Raw genomic sequence first — 21,555 nt, forward strand, 5'->3', positions numbered from 1 at the left:
GTGCAGCGTGCCGTGGTGGTCGGTAACAGTGACGGGATCGGGCTGGCGTTGACGCGGCGGCTGCTGGCCGACGGCTGGGCCGTCACCGGCATCTCCCGGCGGGACAGCCCGGTGTCCCACGAGCGGTACGAGCACCGCACCGTCGACGTCACCGACCCCGCCTACCCGGCGGCCGTCCCGGCCGACGTCGACCTGTGCGTCTACGCGGCGGGCGTCGGCGAGCAGTTCGACCCGGCCGACCTCGCCGCGCAGACCCGGGCCTTCGAGGTCAACCTGCTCGGTGCCGCGCGCACCCTGGAGGTTGTCGTCCCGGCTATGGTCGCGGCCGGCCGTGGGCACGTCATCGGCCTGTCCAGCCTCGCCGACGTGCTGATCTCGCCCGACGCGCCCGGCTACGCGGCGTCGAAGGCGGGCCTCTCGGCCTACCTCCTCGGCCTCTCCACGGCTCTGCGCCGCCACGGCGTCGCCGTCACCACCGTCCGGTTCGGCTTCGTCGACACGAAGATGGCCAAGGGCGGCGCCGCCAAACCGATGCTGCTCACGGTCGCCGAGGCCGTCGAGGTCATCATGCGGTGCGTGCGCCGCCGCCCGGCCGTCGTGTCGTACCCGCGTCGCATGTCGGTCGCCGCGCGCGTGCTGCGGGTGGTCACGCGCGCGACGTTGCGGTAGCGCGCCCGGCCGGGCGGCGTTTCGGCGGGACGCCGGAGGGAACGGTTCCACGGCCTCGACCGCACGGCCGGGGTCGACGGCTGCGGCCGGAATAAACCGTTGACGCCGGGCGCTAATCTCGACGTAGATCACTCGAGTGGAGGGAGCCGGCCGTGCAGTACCGCACCGCTGTCGTCGTTCCCCGCTCGCAGTTCGAGGTGATCCTCGTGTCTTGGTCGCTCCCGGTGCCCGCACGCGCGGCGGCACTGGGACGTCCGTGACGGCCGTCTGACCGCTGACCCACCAGACTCACGGCCTGCCGTCGCGGGCGGAATCGCGCTGTCCTCCGACAAGAACTCCCCGAAGGGGCTCTCGGACCGTGCGTACCGACCGAAACCTTGACCACACCCGCAACATCGGCATCCTCGCCCACGTCGACGCGGGCAAGACCACCACCACCGAACGCATCCTCTTCGCGACCGGCGCCACCTACAAGCAGGGCGAGGTCCACGACGGCACCACCGTCACCGACTTCGACGCGCAGGAGCGCAACCGGGGCATCACCATCTTCGCCGCGGCCGTCAGCGTCACCTGGGACGGCCACCGCCTCAACCTCATCGACACGCCCGGCCACGTCGACTTCGCCGACGAGGTCGAGCGGTCCCTGCGCGTCCTCGACGGCGCGGTCGCCGTGTTCGACGGCGTCGCCGGGGTCGAGCCGCAGAGCGAGTCGGTGTGGCGGCAGGCGGACCGGTACGGCGTGCCGCGGATCGCGTTCGTCAACAAGCTCGACCGCACCGGCGCCGACCTCGACGCGGCCGTCGCCTCGATCCGCGACCGGCTCCACACGACGCCGCTGGTCGTCCAGCGGCCGATCGGCCGTGAGGACGGCTTCCGCGGCGTCGTCGACCTCGTCGGCATGCGTGCGCTGACCTGGTCCGCCCAGGGACGCGCCGACGAGGACGCCACCGGCCACCCGGCGGCCGTGGCCGCCCGGCGCGACCTCGAGGAGCGGGTCGCCGAGCTGCACACCGGCGCGCTGGAGGAGTTCGTCGACACCGGCCGCCTCAGCGACACGAGGCTGCGCACGGCGCTGCGCGAGCTGACCCTCGCCGGCACCGCCGTCGTCGTGCTGTGCGGCTCGGCGTACCGCGACAAGGGCATCGAGCCGCTGCTCGACGCCGTCGTCGCGTATCTGCCGTCACCGGCCGACGTGCCGGCAGTCCGCGGCGAGTGGGACGGCACCGTCCAGGAGCGGCCCGCCGACCCGGACGCGCCGTTCGCGGCACTGGTGTTCAAGGTGCACGCCGCGCCCACCGGGCGGCTGACGTACCTGCGGGTCTACTCGGGAACGATCGGGAAGGGAGCGGTGGTGACGGACGCCGGCACGCGCCGCACCGAGCGGGTCAGCCGCATCCTGCACGTCCAGGCCGACCGGCACACCGAGCTCGACCACGCCGCCGCCGGTGACATCGTGGCGGTGGTGGGGCTCAAGCACGCCCGTACCGGCGCCACGCTGTGCGCACCCGGGGCACCGCTGGTGCTGGAACCGCCCTCGGCCGTGACGCCCGTCGTGTCCGTGGCGGTGGAGGCGCGCACCCGCACCGACACCGACCGGCTCGCCGGCGCGCTCGCCCGACTGGTCGAGGAGGACCCGTCGCTCGTCGTGCGCAGTGACCCCGAGACCGGCCAGACCGTGCTGTCCGGCATGGGCGAGCTGCATCTGGAGGTCGCGGTGGAGAAGATCCGCCAGACGCACCACGGTCTCGAGGTCAACGTCGGCCGGCCGCAGGTCGCCTACCGGGAGACCGTCGTCCGCGGCGTCACCGGCCTGCTGTACCGGCACGTCAAGCAGGAGGGCGGCGCGGGGCAGTACGCCCACGTCCTGATCGACGTGGCACCGTCCGATGAGGACTTCGGGTTCGCGTCCACTGTGGTCGGTGGCCGGGTGCCGAAGGAGTACGTCCGCGCGGTCGAGGCCGGCTGCCGGGACGCGCTCACGACGGGCCCGATCGCCGGTCACCCGGTGACCGGCGTGCGGGTGACGCTGACCGACGGCGCCACCCACTCGAAGGACTCCTCGGAGCTGGCCTTCCGCACCGCCGGCCGGCTCGCACTCCAGCAGGCGTTGCGGGAGTCCGAGACGGTACTGCTGGAGCCGGTGGTCGAGGCGACCGTGACGGTACCCGAGGACGTCGTCGGCGGCGTGCTGGGCGACCTCGCCGCGCGCCGTGGCCGGGTGACCGGCTCCACCGTCCGCGGCGGCACGGTTGTCGTCACCGCGACGGTGCCGCTCGCGGAGCTGTTCGGCTACGCGACCCGCCTGCGCAGCCGGACGCAGGGCCGGGGCACGTTCACCACCCGGCCCACCGGCTACCAGCCGGTGCCGTCCGGCGTGTCGGTGTAGCGGGTGCCGGGGGTGCCCCTTTCGCGTGTTGTCGCGGCGGGGGCACCCTCGGAGCCGCCCTGGTGTTTCCCGCACGACAGCGCCGGGTAGGAGGCCCGTTCTAAGCTGGGGGTTTCGGAGGGTGGGAGCGGATGCGGCTGGCAGTGCTGGACGTCGGGTCCAACTCGGCGCATCTTCAGGTCGTCGATGCGCGCACGAGTGAGGCCCCGCTGCCGGTGTTCCGGCTCAAGGCGCCGACGCTGCTCGCCGAGTCCGTCACCCCCGACGGCGCGCTCACGCCGGACGCCGTCGAGCGGCTCGTGTCCGCCGTCGCGCGGACCGTCGAGGCGTCCCGCCGCCACGCCGTCGCCGACCTGATTCCCCTTGCCACGGCGACGATCCGCGACGCGACCAACAACGCCGAGATCCGCCGCCGCGTCCGCGAGGCGACCGGCGTCGAGCTCCGCTCGCTCAGCGGCGAGGACGAGGCGCGGGTGACGTTCCTGGCCGTGCGGCGGTATCTCGGCGCACACCCCGGGCAGCTGCTGCTGCTCGACATCGGCGGCATGTCGATGGAGTTCGCGGCCGGCGCCGGTGAGAACCCCGACGTGGCGGTGTCACTGCCGCTGGGCGCCGGCCGGCTCACCCGCCAGCTGCTCCCGCACCACCCGGCCGGCCCGGGTGCCGTGGCGGCGGTCCGCGACCACGTCCACGCCGCGGTGCGTCCGATCGCCGCGCAGCTCACCCGCCTGCCGCGCCCGGACCGGGTCGTCGGCACGTCGAAGACCTTCAAGCAGCTCGTCCGCGTCGCGGGCGACGGCCGCCGCCTGACCCGCCACCGCCTGCGCCGCTGGGTGCCGCGGCTGGCCCGGATGAGCGTCCAGGAGCGGGCGAAGCTGCCGGGTGTGGCCGCGAGCCGTGCCCGCCAGCTCCTCGCGGGCGCGGTCACCGCCGCGACGGCCATGGAGCTGCTGGACGTCCCCGCGCTGGAGGTCTGCCCGTGGGCCCTGCGCGAGGGCCTTCTCCTGCGCCGCATCACCGAACTGTCCGTCTAAGCGGGTTCCCTGAAGTTCTGCGCGTAACTGTGGGGCAGCCAGGGTGAGGTCCATGGTGCGGCGGTGGTCAGCATCTGGTCGGGTGTTCGTCGTCGGAAGAACACCCGTGCCTGGTGGATGCGTTCGATCCAGGTGACCGCGGTGTTGGCCAGGTCTGCTTTGAGCGAAGCCCAGATGCGTTCGACCGGATTGTCGTGTGGGCTGTACGCGGCGGCGTGGATGAGCCGGAGCCGGGGGTGGTCGCTGACCCATCGCCGGACCGCCGCGGCGTGGTGGATGCCGTCGTTGTCGCAGATCACCGCGACGGCGGGGGCGTTGGGGTAGGCAGTCAGCAGGAGTTGCAGCATGGCGATGAAACCCGTCGCGCGGCGGCGGGCCCACAGGTACCACCAGGTGCCGGTGGTCAGGTCGAGGGCGCCGAAGATGGTGGCCCGGCGGTTCTTGCCCGGGGTCATCACGTGGTGGCGATGCCCGCGCAGGGTCCAGGTGGCGCGCACTGCGGGCAGGAGATCGAGGTGGGCCTCGTCTTCGGCGATGACAACCGACCCGGCCGGGAGTCGGGCGATGCGGCGGCGGATGCCCGCCAGGGTGTGGTTGTGGTCGGGGTCGCCTCGGGCGATGAGGCGGGGTCGTCGCCAGTGGGCCACGGTGCGGGTGTAGCGCCATAGGGTGCGCGGGCTGATCGCTGGTCTGCCCAGGTGCTGCCAGAGCCGTCGGATGGTCCACGGTCCCGGTGCGGTGAGCAGGGCGGTGATGCGGGTGGTGAGGGCGGTCCCGCCCAGGCGGGGTCGTCCCGGTCGGGGTCGGTCGGGCAGGCCGGGGATGCCTTCGGTGCGGTAGCGGTGCAGCCAGCGGCGCACGGTGGCGGGGTGGTAGTCCAGCAGGGCGGCGATCTGGGCCGGTGGCATGCCGGCGGTGGACAGTACGACCATGATCAGGCGGGTGGCGGTCCGCCACCGGCCGTGCAGCAGGTCCATGATCTGGGCCCGGGTGCCACCAGAGACCTCGGCGAACACACAGACAGGGCGCATAATGGACACGACCTTGCCGGTTTTGTTGAGGTGGTGTCTCTTCTTCACCAATCATCAACGGCCGGCAAGGCCGTGTTGTCTTCGCCCCCGGTGACCTACCCGGGCCCAGTTACGCGCAGAACCTCTGTCAACCCGCTTAGGCCCTGTCCCGCCGGGCTCACCGCGGACCGACGCCGGCAGCCGGACCTGATCGCCCGCAAGCTGCCGGGCCGCTCCGAACAGGAATTGTTCACTAACTTTACTGAAGGCATTGACAGGTGCGCCGGCCATCACCGAGGCTTCCGTGACGGCTTAATTCAAGTCGCGAAGTTGTGCGCGAGCCCGTGCCCAGCGGCGCGCACCGCTCCCCGCCAGGAGACCCGCATGGCCTTCACCCGCCATCTCACCGCCGCGCTCGCCGCGGCCCTGCTGACGGCGCCGGTCCTCGTCGCCGCGCAGCAGGCCACCGCGGCGGCGACCACCGTCCAGGTGTACTGGAGCTCCGAGTCCCGCACCGCGGGCTACGAGCCGAAGAACGGCAACTGGTACACCAATCCGGCGACCGGCCTGGCCGGCACGCCCTACCAGTTGTCGCGGCAGGGCGACATCACCATCGGCGCCGCCACCGGGACGCCGACCATCACCGTCGACACCAACACGAGATACCAGACCGTCCTCGGCATCGGCTCGTCCCTGGAGGAGTCGACGGTCTACAACCTCTCCCGGATGAGCGCCGCGGGCCGCGACCGGGCGTTGCGCACGCTGGTCGACCCCGCCACCGGAGCCGGTTTCAACGTCGTCCGCATCACCTTCGGCACCAGCGACTTCACCTCGCGCGACTTCTACACGTACGACGACGGCCCCGCCGACCCGTCGCTGTCCCGCTTCTCCATCCAGCGGGACATCGACGCCAACATCATCGCCACGCTGCGGCAGGCCCTCGCCATCAATCCCAACCTGAAGATCTTCGCGAGCGCGTGGTCGGCGCCGCCGTGGATGAAGACCAGCAACAACATCATCGGCGGCAGCCTCATCAGCAGCCACATCCCGACCCTCGCCACGTACTACCGGCGCGCCGTCCAGGCGTACACCGCCCAGGGCATCCCGATCCACGCGCTGACCCTGCAGAACGAGCCGCTGTTCTCGCCGCCGGACTACCCCGGCATGCTCGTGAGCGCCGACCAGGAGCGGCAGCTCGCCAAGGCGCTGCGCACCGAACTGGTGAACAACGGCCTCGGCGGCACGAAGATCTGGGCCTTCGACCACAACTTCAGCGAGGGCGTCTCGTACGCCGCCGGCGTCCTCACCGCCGACGCCCGCTCCTCGGTCGACGGCATCGCGTTCCACGACTACGCCGGCGACCCGTCGGCCATGGCGCAGGTCAAGGCCACGTACCCGGACAAGGACGTGCTCATGACCGAGCGTTCCGTGTGGGGCACCTCCGGCGCCGACCGGATCGTGCAGTACTTCCGCAACCAGGCCACGCTCTACGAGGGCTGGGTCAGCATGCTCGACCAGAACCGCTCGCCCGAGCGCTGGACCGGCTCGCCCGACCCGACGATGCTCGTGCAGAGCACCACGAACCGCGACACGTTCTGGGCGCTGCCGGACTACAACATGGTCGCCCAGTTCTCGAAGTTCGTGCAGGCCGGCGCCCAGCGCGTGGCGACCGGCTACGGCTCCACCGGCACCGTCACCAACGTCGCGTTCCGCAACCCCGACGGCACCGTCGTCACCGTCGTGGTCAACCAGACCGGCGCGAGCCAGGCGTTCACCCTGCGGGTCGGCACCCAGCAGATCAGCAGCACCCTGCCCGCGAAGACGGTCGGCACGTACCTCTGGGCCGGCGCCGACAGCGGCACCCCGACCGGCCGTACGGGCCAGATCACCGGCTACGGCGGCAAGTGCGTCGACGTGGCCGGGGCGGCCACCGCCAACGGCACGAAGATCCAGCTCTACACCTGCAACGGCACCACCGCGCAGCGCTGGACGATCGGCGCCGACGGCACGGTCCGCACCCTCGGCAAGTGCCTCGACGTGGCGGCGGCCAGCTCCGCCAACGGCACGAAGGTGCAGCTGTACGACTGCAACGGCACCACCGCGCAGCAGTGGACCGCCGGCGCGGACGGCAGCCTGACCGTCCTCGGCAAATGCCTGGACGCCGCCGGCCCCAGCTCCGCCGACGGCACCCAGCTGCAGATCTGGTCCTGCACCGGCGCCGCCAACCAGCGCTGGACCCTGCCGTAGCCCGATACGGCGAACGGGGGCCCCGCACCGCGGGGCCCCCGTCTCCGGCTCACTGGATGACAAACGTCGTGAAGTACACGTCCATGATGAGCTTGGTCTTCTTCTCCGTGTACGCCTTCACGATCTTCTCCTTGAGCTCCTCCTTCGACCGCTCCCGTTCGCCGTTCGACATCAGCTCCGCCATGTCGCGGTTGCTGTAGAGGCCGATGGCGATGTCGAGGGCTTTGGAGCCGTCGGGGGCTTCGCCGGCGTCGGCGGTGGCCTGGAGGCTGAGTTTGAGTTTGAGGTAGTGGCCGCCGGTGAGGTTGATGGTGATGGCGTCGAGGACGATGACGGCGCCGGGTTCGGGTTCGGGTTCGGCTTTGGTGGTGGTGGGGCGGAACATGAAGTAGCCGCCGGCGCCGCCGCCGATGAGGGCGGCCAGGGCGATCGCCAGGATCATGACGAGTTTTTTCTTGCCGCTCGGCTTCGGGGTGTCCTCGGTGGTCTTGTCGGTGTTGGCCATGGTGGGTGCTCCCCTCAGTTGGTGGCTGCCGAGGGCAGCAGTGTCCGGGTGTCGGCCGGTAGGTTGGACAGGACGATGATCTCGACGCGGCGGTTCAGGGCTGCGGCGCGTGGGTCGGTGGCGGGGTAGAGGGGTTTGGTGTCGGCGAACCCGGCGGCCATGAGCCGGGTTTCGGGGATGCCGGCGTCGGTGTGTAGCAGGCGTAGGACGCTGGCGGCGCGGGCGGTGGACAGTTCCCAGCCGGAGGGGTAGGTGCCGGTGCCGCCGGCGAGTTGGTTGGTGTGGCCGTCGACTTCGATTTTGTTGGGGAGGCCGGCGATGGCGGGTCCGACGCCGTCGATGATGCTGCGGCCGGCGGGTAGCAGGGTTGCTTCGTTGCCGTTGAACACGATGCCGCTGGTGACGATGGTGACGACGAGGCCGCGTTCGTCGATGCTGTAGCGGACCTGGTTCTGCAGGTCTTGCCGGGTCAGGTTCTCGGTGATTTTCTGTTTGATCTGTTCGAAGTTCTGGACTTCCTGCTGGGCGGCGGTCTGTCGTTGGGAGGCCTGGGCGCGTTCCTTGGCGGCGACGGCGTCCTGGACGGCGGTGGCGTCGCTGGTGGTGCCGCCGATGCCGGAGGACAGGTCCATGGGGGAGTTGCTGTCGGAGGATTCCATCAGGCTGGCCTCGCCGCCGTTGAAGGCGACGGAGGGGTGGCCGAACCCGACGGCGAGGCCGTTCTTGAGCTCGGCGAACTTCTTCTGGTCGACCTGGGAGATCGCGAACAGCACGATGAACAGGACCATGAGCAGGGTCATCATGTCCGCGTAGGACACCAGCCACCGCTCGTGATTCTCGTGCTCTTCCTCCTCGTGGCCCTTTTTGGGCCTGCCGTGCCCGCCCCCCTTGGCCGCGTGCCCGCCACCGCTCACCGCGGCCTCCCTCCGTGGGTCTGTACTGCCCTCGGAGGAGACATCGGCCCGACCGGCCGACACAACAGTTGCCGTCCGGTGCAGCGCGGGAGCTAACGGTTTTCGTTCAGGATCCGCACGACGTCGCCGATGCACTCGCGCATCGCCGCCGCCACCGCACCCGCCGCGGCGGCGAGGGCCAGCTCCTCGTCGAGCAGGTCGTCGGGCGCGCCGTCCCAGATCAGCAGGCGCGGGGTTGCGTTCACAGGGGTACCACCGTCATCATAGGCACCATGATCACTGCAATGCGAAAGGGCGCGATCGCCCTGGCGCGATGACCGCGCTCGCGCGGCGTCCCGCCGCACCAGCTCCGCTGGCAACGCGAGCCCCGGCTCGCATCGTCGAACACTGGCACCGCACGGTGCCGATCAGGCGCGAATGGCTCACCGCCGGTCTGTCCACCGACCCCGCCGACCGCGCCGCCGCCGAGTCCTGCATCACCCGGATCTACGAGCGGCACTCCCGTCCCAGGCCCACGTTCCGCTGGGTCGACTCGCCCCGTGGGGCACTGCCGCACCTGACCGGCCTGCCGGACCACGAGGTCCTGCAGCGGTGGATCTCGGCCCGGCCGCCGCGCGGCGTGCCGCCGATCGCCAGCGACATCGCCGCCGGCCTGTCCCGGCTGCGCAGCGCGCTCGACGCCGCCGCCGACCATCCCGACCTCGCCGCCCCGCCGCGGCGGCCCGGCAAGGGCCAGCAGCCGTGGCCGGTGCTGCCGCCGCTCGAGGCGCTGGACGCCGGGGTACCCCTGCGTGAAGTGCTGCGACACGGTGTGCGGGAGGCGCTGGGCACCAGCCTCGCGGCCGGGCTGGCCTGGCCGGTCCGAGCCGCGCTGGGTCCCACGCGGACGCTGCCGATCGGATGGTACGGCCAGCAGGACGCGCCCTGGATCGCCTACCACGACGTCCTGCGCAGGCTCGGCCTCGCCACCTACCGGCTGGCCGACGAGGACGTGTTCGAGGACTGGGTGCTTCTGGCCCGCTCGACCGGTTGGTGGTGGCCCGGCGAGGACGTGTGCGTGATGGTGGAACGCCCGGCCCTCGTCGACGCCGACCCGGTCCCGTCCGGCCGGCACGACGAGGCCCGGCCGCGCCTCGTGCGCTACCGCGACGGCTGGTCGCCGCCGCTGCACGGGTAGCGACTCCGCCCGCGGGTGCCGGTGACCGCCGGCACCCGCCCTCACACCGCGGGGCGGCCGCGCAGGGCGTAGAAGCCCGCCGCGGCCGTCCCCGCGCACAGCGCCGCGGCGCTCAAGCCCAGCGACCAGTGCACCCCGATCGCGGCACCGAGCACGCCGACCGTGACGCCGCTGCCGGCGCGCAGGCCGTTCGCGGACACGCCGTAGACGCCGATGACCCGCCCGCGGTCCGCCGGCGGCGCGAGCAACTGGACCACCGTCTGGCCGATCGACATCGACGCGAGGTTCGCCACCCCGCCGACAATGAGCAGGACGACGGCGAGCGGATAGCTGGCGGTGACGGCGAAGAGGAAGGTCGTCAGCCCGTACACGGCCGTGCTGGCCACCGCGGCGGTGACGTTCGCGGGAATCCGGCCGGTCACCTCGAGGAGGATGCCGCCGAGGACGCCGCCGGCGCCGTTGGCGAACAGCAGCACCCCGTAGGCCGTCCCGGCGCTGCCCGCGCCCAGGTCCTCCGCGAAGATCGGCATCGCCGACTGCAGCGCCGTGCCGAGGAAGAACGAGCCCAGCCCGGCCAGGACGATCATGCTCACCAGCGTGTGGTTCGCCCAGACCTGGCGCAGAACCCGCACCGAGTCGAGCAGGCCGACCCGCGCCCGGGAAACGCCGTGGTCCCTGGTGTGCCCGGTGAACCTGGTGCGGAACAGGAACAGTGTCAGCGGCAGGTAGAACGCGATGTTGGCGAAGATGCCGGCGGTCGGGCCCAGGCCCAGCAGCAGGGCCGACCCGACGGCCGGGCCGAAGAGGACGCCGAGGCTGCGGAACGTGGCGTTGAGTCGTACCGCTGAGGGAAGCTCGGCGTCGCCGACGAAGTCGTGCAGCATCAACTGCTCGCCGGGGCCCCACAGCGAGCCCGCCACGCCGTGCAGGATGAGCAGCGCGCACGCGTGCCAGACCTGCAGCGAGCCGGTGAGGAAGAGGACGCCCCAGGCGGCCGAGACGAGCATGAACAGCACCTGCGCGGCCTGGATGACCCGCCGGCAGTCGTACCGGTCGGCGAGCGCCCCGAAGTACACGGAGAAGAACAGGAACGGCACCCAGTGGCTGATCACCTGGAAGCCGGCGAGTGCGGGAGAGTGGAACTTCTCCCACAGCACCCAGTACGTGATGACATGCTCGACGTTGTCGGCCATCATCGCCAGGGCCGCGCCGAAGAGGTACGGCCGGCAGTCCGGGTTGCGGAGCGCGGCGAACCGGCGGGGAGCGGCGTCGGCAGTCATGATCCGCAGCCTGCTCCCCGCCGGGGCGGCACCGCAGCACGGGCGGCGCCCGAGTGACCGGCGCCACCCGGCCGATACGGACCCTCGAGCCAGCCCTCGCTTCCGAGCATGAACGAGCCGACCTTCTGCGAGTGGTCGCCCATGCACGCGGTCGATGTGCACCCCGCTGTCGGAACTGGTCATCAGTCACGTCCTCCCACGTCGTTCAGAACGCTGCTCGGGTGGACACGCTGATGAGACTCATAACAGATGGCAAAAGGTTTCGAACGACCGATGCGTCGCCAGGAGCGGCGGCCTGTCCGGGTTCGGCTCGCCGCTGATGGGGCACCGTCGGCGCGACGCCCAACAGTGCGAAAGCTGGAGTGAGCGGCCGGCACTGGCCACGCGATGGCGGATTTCGGACATGTCCATGATCCCGAAGACTTGTGGTACCCCTGGGTGCGCAAAGTCTTCGGGATCATGACGATGTCCGAAATCCGCCATCGAACATCATCGACTCAGACGATGCGAGCCCGGTTGGCGGCCTCCAGAGCGGGTCCGGCTCCGGCTGCACGGTGTCCAGCGAGTGCCGGGCCCGTTCGAGCCTTGCTGCCAGGTTGAGCCGCCGGCGTCCGGCCGCCGCGCCATCAGTTGAGCCGGACGCGACCGTGGCAGTCGACGCGACCACCTCCGGCTACGGCACCCGGTCGGGCTGCGCGATGCGCGGCCGGATTGCCCGGGCGGTGTCGCCCCGTGCGCCAGGTCGCGGGATCGCTGATCCCGCCAGGGTGCGCCACCGACGGCGCGCTCGCCCAGTGCCGTGGCCCCTGTCTCGCGACGGGTGACGGCTGGGGCTCCGCCGGGGGCGGGCGCGACCGGCGGAGCCGCCGCCGACGATGCGCAGGTCTTCGTTGTCCGCACCCGTGACCGGCTTGCCGCCGCTGTCGCCGGTGACACCCCGAAGATCGTGCTCGTCGCCGGGAAGGTCGACGCGAACGAGGGCCGCACCTGCGACGACCACACCGATCCGCACTACAGCCTCGGTGCCTATCTTGCCGCCTACGGCCCGGCCGTCCGGGGGCGCTCCGCGCGCAACCAGGGCGACACGATCAAGATCAACTTCGGCGGCAACCTGTTGCTCACCAATGTCAGCAACGTGATCATCCGCAACGTCACGTTCGACGCCGCCGACTGCTTCCGGGCCTGGACCCCGACCAACGTCTGGCTCGACCGCGACACGTTCACCGACGGCGCGAACCAGGACGTCGGCCGGCCGGTCCACTTCGGCCGTCCGTACCAGATCCACGACGGTCCCGCCGACGTCATCCGCGGATCCGACTACGTGACCGTGTCGTACAACAACCTCTTCGAGCACGACAAGTCTATGCTCATCGGCTCGACCGACACCCCGGTGTCGACGTGGGCAAACTGCGCGTCACCCTGCACCGCAACCGCCTCGCCAACCTCGGCCGGGTCTCACCGGCGAGGACACGTTCAGCTACGCGTTCGGGGTCGGCGTCCAGTCGGCCCTCCACGCCGAGAGCAACTTCGTCCTACGCGGCGCCGGCATCCCGCTGGGCGACCTGGTCTGCAACTGGGGCGGGCCCGATCGCCGCGGCCCACGACCCGGACATCGCGCCCGACGCCGGCTGGGTGCCGGCCCCGAGTGGCCCGGCCCATCGGAGCAACATCTTGACGAACATAAATATAGATGATTGTCTGCACGGCATGGTGTCCGCCCGGCTCGCGCTCGTGTCCGCGCTCTCCGTCCTCGCCCTGGTCGTCGGGGCCGCGCCCGCGTTCGCCGGCACCGGGCAATCCGAAGGGGCCGGCGACCCGTCCAACACCTGGAGCGGGGAGCTCACCGCGGTCGGCGCGGACGACGTCAACGTTGCCTGGTCCGGCACCGCGCTGCGCATCGCCGACCCGGCCGCCGTGCCCGCCGGGCAGCGCTCGCCGATCGTCGGCGGCATGCTCGTCCTCGCGCCGCACGCGCTCAAGACACCCGCCGACCGGGTGCGGGCGATCACCACGGCGGCGACCACCGGCGTCGACGTCGAGGTGCGCGGCGAGTCGGCCGAGGGCGTCTGGACCGAGTGGGCGCCGGCCGGCACCGCGCTGCCGGCGACCGTGCCCACCGTGCAGGTGCGGATCGTGCTGACGGGTGCGTCCGCGTCGCTCGGGGCGGTCGTGCTCGTCGCCGACACCGTGCCGGCCGCGAGCCTCGCGATCACCGCCGCCGGCAACACCTACCGTATCTTCGCCACCCGTGAGGGGCTCGTCGGTGGCACCACCGCCAACGGGCACGTCATCGTCAGCCGTGACCACTTCGTCGCGCTGCCGTCGCGGCGCGGCCTCGCCCCGAAGGGCACCGGCGACTACACGGTCAGGGTGTGTACGACCACCGGTGCCCGCTGCGAGTTCGCGCCGGTCTGGGACGTCGGGCCGTGGAACACCACCGACGACTACTGGAACCCGTCCGCCACCCGCCAGTCCTGGAAGGACCTGCCGCAGGGCCGGCCGGAGGCGCAGGCGGCGTACCAGAACGGCTACAACGGCGGCAAGGACCAGTTCGGCCGTACCGTCGCCAACCCGGCCGGCATCGACCTCGCCGACGGCGTGTTCTGGGACGGCCTCCAGCTGACCGACAACTCCTGGGTCGACGTGACCTACCTGTGGACCAGCAGCGGGGTGCGCGGCGTCGTCGGCAGCGGCCCGCTGAACATCCGGGCCGGTGCCGGGTCGAGCTTCGCGAGCAAGGGCTACGCGGCCACCTATGCGCAGGTGCCGATCGAGTGCTGGGTGACGGGCCAGTCGATCGCCGGGCCCTACGGCACGACGACGCGCTGGGACCGGGTCGGGCCCGGCCAGTACGTCAGCCACGCCTACATCTCCGGCACCACCGGCGGGTCGGCGCCGGCCTGCTGACCGTCAGGCGGGCTCGGCCTCCAGCAGGAGCGCGGCCAGCACGTCCTCCAGCCACGCCGCCAGCTTGGCCCGGCCCCATCCGCGCTCCTCGACCAGCAGCGCGACCGCGTGCCACGTGACGAGCGCCCACAGGGTGTCGGTGGCCCTGCCGACGGTGAGTCCCTGCCGCAGGCCACCGGCGCCGGCGACCGCCCGGACGACCTTCTTGATCCGGGCGCGACGGTGCCGCTCGTGCTCCTGCCACGGCTCCCGCAGCGCCGGCTCCGCGGCCGCGGCCTGCTCGAACGCCCGGTGGATCGGGTAGAGCCGCAGCAGGGTGCGTGCGCCGGTGTGCGCGACGGCCCGCACCCGGGCGGCCGGGTCCGGCGCGTCGAGCACCGCGGTCGTGTCCGGGGTCATCCCGCCGGTCGCCTCGGTGACGGCGAGCAGCAGCAGCCGCGGCTTGTCGGCCAGGGTGTACACCGACTTCGCCGTGACGCCGGCCTCCTCGGCGATCGCCGCGACGGTGGTGGCGGCGTAGCCCTGCGCCGCGAACAGCCGTCCCGCCGCGTCGATGATCGCCGCCCGGGTGGCGGCGGCCTGCTCGGCCCGCCGGGGGGAGTGTTGGCCTCGGCCGGACTTCACTACAGTCATGCTCACCTCACTTCACCATCACTATAGTGGACAGCCTTGTGTCGTCCTGCCTGCGGGTTTGTTTGATCGAATCGTGCGGCAGCACTGGCACGATGTCGCAGCGGCTTTCCTTGTGGCGCCGGATCGGCCCGACATCGTCCACAATGGACGATGTCGGGAATCTGTGCGGAAGGCCGGTAAACATCGGCTGAACGGTTCGTATCTGGCGGAAACCCTGTGCGGATCGGAAATCTGGCCCTAGTGTGAAGACAGAGGTTGCCTAGGGGAGGTGGAACACATGGCGAAGAAGTCGAAGAAGGACAAGAAGGGGAAGAAGGGCAAGAAGAAGTAGCCCACCCCGCACGGTGGCCCGGGTCAGGCTCTTGCCCGGCCCGGCACACCGCCGTGTATGCAACGTTGCGGCGCCGGCTACCGTTCGGCGCTCTTCGCGACGGCGTCCGCCGCGCGCGCCGTCGCCCGGCGCAGGGACTGCAGTGAGACCACGGCCCACACACCCTCCAGCAGGAGGAAGCCCCCGGAGCCGACGAGGTTCAGCACCGCGTAGAGGCGCGCCTCCGGCCGCAGTGGACGAGGACGTGGCTCGTCCCGGGACGGCGCAGGTGCGCGCCGACACCGCTCCACCTTCTCACATTCCGGGCCGGTCAGGCGGATGGTCATGCGCGTTACCAGGGATTCGTCGTCCGCGAGGCGAAACGCGAAGTGGCTGGGACCGGTGAACCCGCCGCCGTGCTGACCGACAACGAGCGGGCCATGCTGGGCGAGTGGCTGGACCGCATCGCCGATGCGGGGGCGGCCCGGTGAAGGCCTACCTCGACGCCGTCGTCACCACGCTGCGCGGGCTGCTCGGCGACCGGCTCGTCGGCGTCTACCCGGCCGGTTCGCTCGCCTTCGACGCCTACCGGCCCGGCCGCAGCGACGTCGACCTCGTCGCCGTCGCCGACGACCCCGATCCGGCACCGGTCGCCGCCGCGCTGTCCCACGAGGCGCTGCCCTGTCCCGCGACCGGCCTGGAGTTCGTGCTGTACGACCGTGCGGTCCTCGCCGGACTCACCACCGAGGCGGGCTTCACGCTGAACCTCAACACCGGCCGCGAGCTGCCCCCGAAGACGGAGACCGACCCCGGCGACGGCCCCGCGTTCTGGTACGCGATCGACCGTGACATCGTCCACCAGCAGGGCCGCACCCTGGTCGGGCCGCCGTTCGCGTCGCTCGTCCCCAGGGTGACCTACGGGGTGCTGCTGCCCGTGGTCGTGTCGTCGGTGGCGGCGCAGGCCGGTCCCGGCGGCGGCGACAACGCGGTCCTCAACGCCTGCCGCGCCCTGCGGTACCACGCCCTGGGCTCCTGGGCCGCCAAGCCGGACGCGGGCGCCTGGGCCCTGGACCACGCGCCCGCCCACCGCGAGGTGATCGCGGAGGCGCTCGCCAGCCACGCCCGGGACCGGGCCGCCGGCACGCGGATCGACGCCCCGCGGGCCCGCGCGTTCCTGGACCACGTGCTGGGGCGGATCAACGGTTCGTGACGGCGGCGGCACGGGCCGGGTGCGGCGTACCCGGCCCGTGTCCGATCATCCGGTGCTCAGCCGGCGGTGCAGGTCCGTCCGCCGCCCGGCGACGGGCTCGTGGACCGGGAGGGGCTGACCGAGCGTAGCGCCGCGCCCGTCACCACCAGCGACAGCCCGGCGACGACCATCAGCGCGACGCCGGTGCCGGTGACCGGCAGCGTGCCCCCGCCCGGGACGGTGGCCGGCGGCGTGCCCGCGGCCGGGACGGTCAGGGCCAGCTTGAGCGAGTGGGCCACGCCGTCCGGGTCGACGCCGAGGGCGACGAACGTGTGCTGCCCGGCCGGCAGGTCGCCCGGCACGGTCACGGACGCGGAGAAGTTCCCGGCGCCGTCGGTGGTGACCGTGGCCAGCACGGCCGGGTCGGAGTAGACGGTGATCGTCACCGTCGAGTACGGGGCGAACCCGGTCCCGGAGACGACCAGGCTCTGGCCCGGCGCGACACTGCTGATCGGCCCCTGGTCGGTGATCAGGGTGAGATCGGTGTCCGGCGGGGCCGCGGGTGGCTCCGGCGTGGTCGGCCGCACCGCGGCCGACGGCTGGCTGGGCGCGGAGTCGCCGCCGTGGACGCCCTTCGCGACGACCGTGACGGTGTACGTCTTGCCGCCCTCGGCGCCGAGCACGCAGCTGGTGCCGGTGGCGCTGCCGGTCGTGCAGGTGGCCGGGCCGGGCGCGGCGGTGACGAGGTAGCCGGTGATGCCCGAGCCGGGCGGCGGCGCGGTCCAGGACACCGTGATCGAGGCGACGCCGGCCACGGCGGTGACGCCGGTCGGCGCGCCCGGGGCGACGCCGGGCGTGACCGCTGCGGGGCCGCTCGGTGCGGAGTCGCCGGCGGTTGAGTGGGCGGTCACCGTCACGCTGTACGCGGTGCCGTTGCCGAGCCCGGTGATCGTGCACGTGGTCGCGGCGGCGCCGGTGGCCGCGCAGGACTGCCCGCCGGGCCGGGCGGTCGCGGTGTAGCCGGTGACGCCCGCCGCCGAGTCCGGGGCCGACCAGGTGACGACGGCGCTCCTGTCGGCCGGGGTCGCACTGCGGACCACCGGCGCGACCGGCGTGGCGAGGGCGGTCACGGTGTTCGACGGGCCGGACGTCGCCCCCTCGACACCGCCGCGGATCGCCGTCACGGTGAAGGTGTACCGCGTGCCGGCGGTGAGGCCGGTGACGGTGCAGGGTCCGGTGACCGGCGCGCTTGCGCAGGTGCCGGCGGTGACGGGGGAGTGCGGGCCGCCGGCCGCCACGGCCACGCGGTACGTGTCGGCGCCGCCGCTCGGCGCGGCCCACGGCACGGTGACGGTCCGGTCGCCGGTGACGGTCACGGTGCCGATCACCGGCGCGTCCGGTGCCGCCACGGCGACCACGGCGGCCGACGGGGCCGAGGCGGCGCCGTCGCCGGCGGCGTTGCGGGCGGTGACGCGGAACCGGTACGACGTGCCGGCGGTCAGCCCGGTGACCGTGCACTCCGGGACCACCGCGGCGGCGCAGTCCCCGACGGTGACGGCGGTGAAGGGACCGTTGCCGGCGGCGGCCTCGACCCGGTAGCCGGTGACCGGTGGTGCGGGCGGCGTCCAGGCCAGGCGTACCGACCGGTCCCCGTTCACCGTCGCGGCGGGAGTGCCGGGCGCGGCCGGGGTGGTGATCGCGGTGACCGGCGCGGTGGGCGCCGACCGCGGGCCCTCGAGGCCGCCGACGACGGCGGAGACGGTGAAGGTGTACTCGACGCCGGGCGTGAGGCCGGTGACGGTGCACGGGCCGGTGGCCGGAGCGGCGGCGCAGGTGCCGGCGGTGACCGCCGTGTACGGGCCGCCGCCGGAGACGTACACGCGGTAGCTGTCCACACCTCCGGCGGGCGGGGTCCAGCCGACCTCGACGGTCCCGGGGCCGTGGACGGTGGCGGCGCCGATCACCGGCGCGTCCGGCGGGACCGGCGGGGTGGTGACGTCAACCGGGCCGGTCTGCTCCTGGCCGCCGACAACGGCCCGCACCGAGCCGGCGCCGACGGCCGTGGCCGTGTACGTGGCGGTCGCCGTGCCCCGGCCGGCCTGGATCGTGCCCTGCTCGGCGGACAGCGTGCCGCCGGTCGTCGACCAGGTCACCGGCAGGCCGGCGACCGCACCGAGCTGGGCGGCGGGGACGTCGCCACCGGCGGAGTCGGTGCGGAACCCGGCGGTCGCCGTGGCGGTGCCGCCGTCGACGACCGAGGCGGGCTCGACCGTGACGGTGAGCTGCAGGCGCGGCGCGGTGGTGAGGGTGCCGCCGTCGGCGGTGTCGCAGCCGGCGTTGCCCGGGCCGGCGTTGCAGCCCCACCAGTTGCGGGTCGCGGTGAGCGTGCCGCCGCCGGCGTGGTGGACGGCGCCGCCGCTGTTGCCCGTGATCCGGCTGCCGGTGACGGTGGCGCCGCCGGCCACGTAGAGCGCGCCGCCGAGGGCCTGTGCGCCGCCGCTGCCGGAGACGCTGTTGCCGGTGAGGACGGACCGGGTGATGACCGGTGCGCCGGAGTGCACGTAGACGGCGCCGCCGCGCGCGTCGGCGCCGCTGCCGCCGCCGGTCGCGGTGTTGCCGGCGAAGGTCGTGTCGCTGACCGACATCGTGCCGCCCGGGGTGTCGGCGCGCAGGGCGAGCCCGGCCCCGCCGTTGGGTGCGGCACCCGGGCCGGTGGCGCTGGTGTTGGCCGTCGTGTTGCCGTCGAACACGCTGTCGTCGATGCGGAGGTCGTCGGTGGCGTGCTGGGCGGAGAAGTACACGCCGCCGTCGGCACTGCTGCCGGCGCTGTTGCCGCTGATGACGCAGTTGTCGACGGTGAGGCTGCCGCCGGCCATCGCCACGCCGCCGCCGGGGGCGTTGGTGCGGGCCGTGGCCGCGTCGTTGACGTTGCCGGTGATCCGGCAGTCGGACAGGGTCAGCGTGTCGGGGCTGCCGGCGTCCGGCGCGCCGGCGAGGATGCCGCCACCGCCGTAGCCGTCGGCCGGGCGGCCGTTGCGCACGGTCAGCCCGGACATCGTCACGTGCACGCCGCCGGACTCGGACGGGTCGAGGTTGAACACGCGGTCCGCGGCCGCACCGTCCACAATGGTCGAACCGGCGCCGGCCCCGGTCACCGTCACGTCGACCGGACCGGCGCCGCCGTCGACGACGAGCGCGCCCAGGCTCAGCACGTACGTGCCGGCGGGCATCGTGACCGTGCCGGCGCCGGCGTTGCGGGCGCGGCACAGCGCCTCACGCAGTGACAGCTCGCCGTCGGCCCCGGTGCCGGTGGTGATCGCCGGGTCGGCGCAGGCGCCGAGGTCGTCGGTGTCCTGTGGCGTGGTCACCGTGTGTGTGGCGGCGTACGCCGGTCCCGCGATCGCGGTGACGGCGAGCGCCGGCCCGCACAGCGCGGCGAGCGCCAGGGGCACCCCCGCCCGCGTGACGCCGGCCCTCATCCGCGGCTCGACCCTGGAAGTCATCGGCAACCCAGCTTCCCCCGTGCATGCGACTTTCCCGTGCATGCGACCGACCGAATCTACCGCAGATGACTACGCTGCGTGTTAGCGTACGGACACTCGGTAGTTGTCTCGTATGTCCGGGGGGTTCAGTGCTGTCCCGCCGACAGGCCCTCATCGCCGGCGTCACCGCGGCCGGCCTCACCGGTGCCGCCCCACCGCTCGCCGCGTCCGCCGCGCCCGGTCGGCCGCTCACCCGGGACAGGTTCGCGCCGCTGGTCGGCACGGCGTTCGAGCTGGAGCCGGCCCGCCGATCCGGCGCCCGGCACACGGCGACCCTGATCGCGGCGCCCGGCGCCGACCACACGTTCGCACTGCGGTTCGCCGCCGCCCGGCCGGTGCCGCAGGGCATCTACCGGCTGCACCACCCCGCCCTGGACACCGTCGAACTGTTCCTCGCCCCGGCCGGTCCGATTCCCGGCCGGCTCGAGGCCGTCGTGAACCGGGCGAGTGCATGACGGCCACGGCCACCGTCCCGGCCGTGCCGGCCCGGGTCCGTCCGGCGACCCTGGCCGACGAGCCGTTCCTGCGTACCGTCCACGCCGCCGCGCGCGCCGAGGAGGCCGCGGCGTTCGGCTGGTCGGCACCCCAGGTGGACGCCTTCCTGGCCATCCAGTTCGACGCGCAGCACCGCCACTACCGCACCGTCTGGCCGCATGCCACCGACGGCATCGTGGAGGCCGGCGGCACCCCCGTCGGCCGGCTCTACGTCGACCGCGGGCCCGGCGCGTTCACCGTGCTCGACATCGCGCTGCTGCCGGACCGGCGCGGCGCCGGCCTGGGCGGCGCACTGCTGCGCGGGCTGCAGGCCGAGGCCGCCGCCCTCGACGTCCCTGTCGATCTGCGCGTGCTGCGCACCGGCCGGGCACTGCGCCTGTACCAGCGCCTCGGATTCCGGCCCACCGGCGGCGACGAGCACCGCCTCGCGCTGCGCTGGGACCCGCCGGGGCCCGCCCGGTGGCAGTCCGTCGCCGGCACCTCGGGCACCATCGGCGGCCTGCCGGCCCTGCTCGCCGCTTGCACCGACGTGTCGCACGCCGGGGGCTACGAACACTTCGGCGTCACCCTCCGGGTGCCTGCGGACGCGACGGTCGAGCAGGGCACGTACCGGTTCGAGCACCCCGCGCTCGGCGCGCTCGACCTGTTCGTCGTGCCGACCGCCCGTACCGCGGAAGGGCTGGCCCTCACGGCCACGTTCACCCGGGCGGTCCGGCCGGCGGCGGAGCCGGCGCCGTGAGCGACGCGTTCGTCGGCGAGATCCGCATGTTCGGCGGGGCGTACGCGCCCGTCGGCTGGCTGACCTGCGACGGCAGCCTCATCGCGATCCCCGACTATGAGGTGCTGTTCAACCTCATCGGCACCACCTACGGCGGCGACGGCCAGACCACCTTCGCCCTGCCCGACCTGTGCGGCCGGGTGCCCCTGCACCAGGGCACCGGCCCCGGCCGCACCGGCCGCACACTCGGCGAGACCGGCGGTGCCGAGACGGTCACGCTGACGACCGCCAACCTGCCTCCGCACACCCACCGGCCCGCCGCGGCCACGGCGAGCGGCACGCTGGACGGCCCGGCGGGCGCGGTCTGGGCGACCTGGCCGAACACGCCCTACGCGGCCGGACCGGCGACCCGGGTGCCGATGCACCCGGCCGCGCTCGCGCCCGCCGGTGGCGGCCAGCCCCACGACAACCTCGCGCCGTACCTGACGGTCACCTTCATCATCGCCACCGGCGGCATCTACCCGTCCGAGCCATAGGAG

19 protein-coding genes are annotated in these 21,555 nt (G+C 73.0%); 11 read left to right on the top strand and 8 right to left on the bottom strand.

Going from position 1 to position 21,555, the window contains the following annotated elements:
- The 3 genes from Dfulv_RS24300 (at position 1) to Dfulv_RS24310 (ending at position 4,089) form a co-directional block, all read left to right on the top strand.
- On the top strand, positions 1 to 669 hold the full coding sequence (locus Dfulv_RS24300; protein ID WP_259867143.1) for an SDR family NAD(P)-dependent oxidoreductase: 669 nt from the start codon (positions 1 to 3) through the stop codon (positions 667 to 669).
- Between the two features lie 358 nt (positions 670 to 1,027).
- The gene (gene fusA, locus Dfulv_RS24305; RefSeq protein ID WP_259867146.1) at positions 1,028 to 3,055 is read left to right on the top strand and encodes an elongation factor G; all 2,028 of its coding nucleotides are present in this window, start codon (positions 1,028 to 1,030) and stop codon (positions 3,053 to 3,055) included.
- Between the two features lie 131 nt (positions 3,056 to 3,186).
- A complete protein-coding gene (locus Dfulv_RS24310) occupies positions 3,187 to 4,089 on the top strand; it encodes a Ppx/GppA phosphatase family protein (RefSeq protein ID WP_259867148.1) in 903 nt (300 codons plus the stop codon).
- On the opposite strand, the gene Dfulv_RS24315 is transcribed toward Dfulv_RS24310, so the two are convergent.
- Positions 4,086 to 5,120: an IS630 family transposase gene (locus Dfulv_RS24315; RefSeq protein WP_259860860.1), complete on the bottom strand. Its 1,035-nt coding sequence runs from the start codon at positions 5,118 to 5,120 to the stop codon at positions 4,086 to 4,088. The genes Dfulv_RS24310 and Dfulv_RS24315 overlap by 4 nt on opposite strands.
- 363 nt (positions 5,121 to 5,483) lie before the next feature.
- On the opposite strand from Dfulv_RS24315, the gene Dfulv_RS24320 reads away from it, so the two are divergent.
- Positions 5,484 to 7,346, top strand: coding sequence for a ricin-type beta-trefoil lectin domain protein (locus Dfulv_RS24320; protein WP_259867150.1), 1,863 nt, complete (start codon positions 5,484 to 5,486; stop codon positions 7,344 to 7,346).
- A 49-nt stretch (positions 7,347 to 7,395) separates the two neighbouring features.
- Here Dfulv_RS24320 and Dfulv_RS24325 read toward each other — a convergent pair whose 3' ends face one another.
- The 3 genes from Dfulv_RS24325 to Dfulv_RS24335 all read right to left on the bottom strand — a co-directional run bounded on the left by Dfulv_RS24325 (position 7,396) and on the right by Dfulv_RS24335 (position 9,010).
- Positions 7,396 to 7,851, bottom strand: a complete 456-nt coding sequence (locus Dfulv_RS24325) for a flagellar basal body-associated FliL family protein (protein ID WP_259867154.1) — start codon at positions 7,849 to 7,851, stop codon at positions 7,396 to 7,398.
- A 14-nt stretch (positions 7,852 to 7,865) separates the two neighbouring features.
- Positions 7,866 to 8,765, bottom strand: a complete 900-nt coding sequence (locus Dfulv_RS24330; protein ID WP_259867156.1) for an OmpA/MotB family protein — start codon at positions 8,763 to 8,765, stop codon at positions 7,866 to 7,868.
- A 92-nt stretch (positions 8,766 to 8,857) separates the two neighbouring features.
- Positions 8,858 to 9,010 carry a hypothetical protein gene (locus tag Dfulv_RS24335; protein ID WP_259867158.1) on the bottom strand — a complete coding sequence of 51 codons (153 nt, stop codon included), beginning with the start codon at positions 9,008 to 9,010 and terminating at the stop codon, positions 8,858 to 8,860.
- 68 nt (positions 9,011 to 9,078) lie between these two features.
- On the opposite strand from Dfulv_RS24335, the gene Dfulv_RS24340 reads away from it, so the two are divergent.
- Positions 9,079 to 9,942: a DUF6745 domain-containing protein gene (locus Dfulv_RS24340; protein ID WP_259867160.1), complete on the top strand. Its 864-nt coding sequence runs from the start codon at positions 9,079 to 9,081 to the stop codon at positions 9,940 to 9,942.
- A gap of 41 nt (positions 9,943 to 9,983) precedes the next feature.
- Here Dfulv_RS24340 and Dfulv_RS24345 read toward each other — a convergent pair whose 3' ends face one another.
- On the bottom strand, positions 9,984 to 11,222 hold the full coding sequence (locus Dfulv_RS24345) for an MFS transporter (protein ID WP_259867161.1): 1,239 nt from the start codon (positions 11,220 to 11,222) through the stop codon (positions 9,984 to 9,986).
- A gap of 820 nt (positions 11,223 to 12,042) precedes the next feature.
- Between Dfulv_RS24345 and Dfulv_RS24350 the strand changes: the two genes are divergently transcribed.
- Positions 12,043 to 12,897 (top strand): pectate lyase family protein, encoded by an 855-nt coding sequence (locus Dfulv_RS24350; protein ID WP_259867163.1) that lies wholly within the window; start codon positions 12,043 to 12,045, stop codon positions 12,895 to 12,897.
- Between the two features lie 32 nt (positions 12,898 to 12,929).
- Positions 12,930 to 14,129: a hypothetical protein gene (locus Dfulv_RS24355; protein ID WP_259867165.1), complete on the top strand. Its 1,200-nt coding sequence runs from the start codon at positions 12,930 to 12,932 to the stop codon at positions 14,127 to 14,129.
- Between the two features lie 3 nt (positions 14,130 to 14,132).
- On the opposite strand, the gene Dfulv_RS24360 is transcribed toward Dfulv_RS24355, so the two are convergent.
- Positions 14,133 to 14,762 (bottom strand): TetR/AcrR family transcriptional regulator, encoded by a 630-nt coding sequence (locus tag Dfulv_RS24360; RefSeq protein ID WP_259867886.1) that lies wholly within the window; start codon positions 14,760 to 14,762, stop codon positions 14,133 to 14,135.
- Positions 14,763 to 15,170: 408 nt separating this feature from the next.
- Positions 15,171 to 15,419, bottom strand: coding sequence for a hypothetical protein (locus tag Dfulv_RS24365; protein ID WP_259867167.1), 249 nt, complete (start codon positions 15,417 to 15,419; stop codon positions 15,171 to 15,173).
- Between the two features lie 140 nt (positions 15,420 to 15,559).
- Here Dfulv_RS24365 and Dfulv_RS24370 point away from each other — a divergent pair, with 140 nt between their 5' ends.
- Entirely contained in the window at positions 15,560 to 16,282 is a 723-nt protein-coding gene (locus Dfulv_RS24370; protein WP_259867169.1) for a DUF4111 domain-containing protein, read from the top strand.
- Positions 16,283 to 16,338: 56 nt separating this feature from the next.
- On the opposite strand, the gene Dfulv_RS24375 is transcribed toward Dfulv_RS24370, so the two are convergent.
- Positions 16,339 to 19,764 carry a fibronectin type III domain-containing protein gene (locus Dfulv_RS24375; RefSeq protein WP_259867171.1) on the bottom strand — a complete coding sequence of 1,142 codons (3,426 nt, stop codon included), beginning with the start codon at positions 19,762 to 19,764 and terminating at the stop codon, positions 16,339 to 16,341.
- A gap of 128 nt (positions 19,765 to 19,892) precedes the next feature.
- On the opposite strand from Dfulv_RS24375, the gene Dfulv_RS24380 reads away from it, so the two are divergent.
- From Dfulv_RS24380 to Dfulv_RS24390, 3 genes are read left to right on the top strand one after another with little or no spacing between them, the layout of a single operon-like run.
- Positions 19,893 to 20,258, top strand: a complete 366-nt coding sequence (locus Dfulv_RS24380) for a DUF6916 family protein (RefSeq protein WP_259867174.1) — start codon at positions 19,893 to 19,895, stop codon at positions 20,256 to 20,258.
- Positions 20,255 to 21,037 (top strand): DUF6916 family protein, encoded by a 783-nt coding sequence (locus Dfulv_RS24385; protein WP_259867177.1) that lies wholly within the window; start codon positions 20,255 to 20,257, stop codon positions 21,035 to 21,037. Before Dfulv_RS24380 ends, Dfulv_RS24385 begins: the two co-directional genes overlap by 4 nt.
- Positions 21,034 to 21,552 carry a phage tail protein gene (locus tag Dfulv_RS24390; protein WP_259867180.1) on the top strand — a complete coding sequence of 173 codons (519 nt, stop codon included), beginning with the start codon at positions 21,034 to 21,036 and terminating at the stop codon, positions 21,550 to 21,552. The genes Dfulv_RS24385 and Dfulv_RS24390 overlap by 4 nt, the downstream gene beginning before the upstream one ends.
- Positions 21,553 to 21,555: the final 3 nt, after the last annotated feature.

This window comes from Dactylosporangium fulvum (genome assembly GCF_025137375.1).
GTDB classification, from domain to species: Bacteria; Actinomycetota; Actinomycetes; order Mycobacteriales; family Micromonosporaceae; genus Dactylosporangium; species Dactylosporangium fulvum.

Bases quoted from the DNA above. Each gene is read 5' to 3' on its own strand.
- Dfulv_RS24325 (WP_259867154.1), bottom strand. From the start codon at position 7,851: ATGGCCAACACCGACAAGACCACCGAGGACACCCCGAAGCCGAGCGGC.
- Dfulv_RS24360 (WP_259867886.1), bottom strand. From the start codon at position 14,762: ATGACTGTAGTGAAGTCCGGCCGAGGCCAACACTCCCCCCGGCGGGCC.
- Dfulv_RS24355 (WP_259867165.1), top strand. From the start codon at position 12,930: ATGGTGTCCGCCCGGCTCGCGCTCGTGTCCGCGCTCTCCGTCCTCGCC.
- Dfulv_RS24385 (WP_259867177.1), top strand. From the start codon at position 20,255: ATGACGGCCACGGCCACCGTCCCGGCCGTGCCGGCCCGGGTCCGTCCG.
- Dfulv_RS24375 (WP_259867171.1), bottom strand. From the start codon at position 19,764: ATGACTTCCAGGGTCGAGCCGCGGATGAGGGCCGGCGTCACGCGGGCG.
- Dfulv_RS24345 (WP_259867161.1), bottom strand. From the start codon at position 11,222: ATGACTGCCGACGCCGCTCCCCGCCGGTTCGCCGCGCTCCGCAACCCG.
- Dfulv_RS24365 (WP_259867167.1), bottom strand. From the start codon at position 15,419: ATGACCATCCGCCTGACCGGCCCGGAATGTGAGAAGGTGGAGCGGTGT.
- Dfulv_RS24315 (WP_259860860.1), bottom strand. From the start codon at position 5,120: ATGCGCCCTGTCTGTGTGTTCGCCGAGGTCTCTGGTGGCACCCGGGCC.
- Dfulv_RS24310 (WP_259867148.1), top strand. From the start codon at position 3,187: ATGCGGCTGGCAGTGCTGGACGTCGGGTCCAACTCGGCGCATCTTCAG.
- Dfulv_RS24320 (WP_259867150.1), top strand. From the start codon at position 5,484: ATGGCCTTCACCCGCCATCTCACCGCCGCGCTCGCCGCGGCCCTGCTG.
- Dfulv_RS24340 (WP_259867160.1), top strand. From the start codon at position 9,079: ATGACCGCGCTCGCGCGGCGTCCCGCCGCACCAGCTCCGCTGGCAACG.